The organism is Vibrio sp. 03_296 (genome assembly GCF_002265885.1).
In genome coordinates, this window is sequence record NZ_NPKW01001359.1 from 1 (window position 1) to 760 (window position 760).

The following is a 760-nucleotide window of genomic DNA, read 5'->3' on the forward strand; positions in this document are numbered from 1 at the left end:
AGGTTTGATCACCAAACACGGTATCTTGAATTTGTGAGGTGGCCAAGAGAGCAGCTACATAACAAGCGTTCACGCATTGAAGCGGTCATGGAAGCGGCGAAAGTACGTCTTCGTCCTATCCTAATGACAACAGCGGCAATGATTGCTGGTTTGATCCCACTAATGTATGCAACGGGCGCTGGCGCAAGCTCAACGCTTCAGCATCGGTATCGTTATCGTAGCTGGTCTAGCGATTGGTACACTGTTTACGTTATTCGTGTTGCCTGTGATTTACAGCTACCTCGCTGAAAAACACAAACCGCTACCTGTATTCGTAGAAGATAAAGATTTGGAAAACTCGACTCGCTGGAGGATGAAGCAAAAGCCGCTCAACGCCAAATCGCAGAACAGTAATTGCGATGCAATATAAACGAAAGGCCGCTTATGCGGCCTTCAGATTGATGACGAACCCCCGCTTTTTAAGTGGGGTTCTTTTTTTGGAAGCGACCGTAGGTCGCGATCGTGATWTTTTTTGTTATATCGTGCGCAGAAGTTTCCATTCATTACAYGGGTATACAGAAGCAAGTATCTGCCTTATTTCTGCCATATTTAAGCCCATTTTTCGTAGATAGTTCACCACCAATGCGCTATCTTCTTGATGTTTTGGGCTGCCGCTGCCAACCAACATTGCATTTGCACATTGGCTAGACCTCGGAAGCGAGCATAACGATGACCATGATGTTGCTTGGCATCTGCAAAGCTCCGTTCTACTGTTTCACTT

General features: G+C 46.2%; 1 protein-coding gene and 1 pseudogene. One reads left to right on the forward strand and one right to left on the reverse strand.

Annotation, left to right across the window (positions count from 1 at the left end):
- Positions 1-393, forward strand: a pseudogene (locus CIK04_RS32245) (efflux RND transporter permease subunit); the annotation flags it as partial.
- Positions 394-612: 219 nt separating this feature from the next.
- Here CIK04_RS32245 and CIK04_RS32250 read toward each other — a convergent pair.
- A partial coding sequence (locus tag CIK04_RS32250; RefSeq protein ID WP_142995066.1) for a transposase occupies positions 613-760 on the reverse strand: 148 nt, incomplete at its 5' end.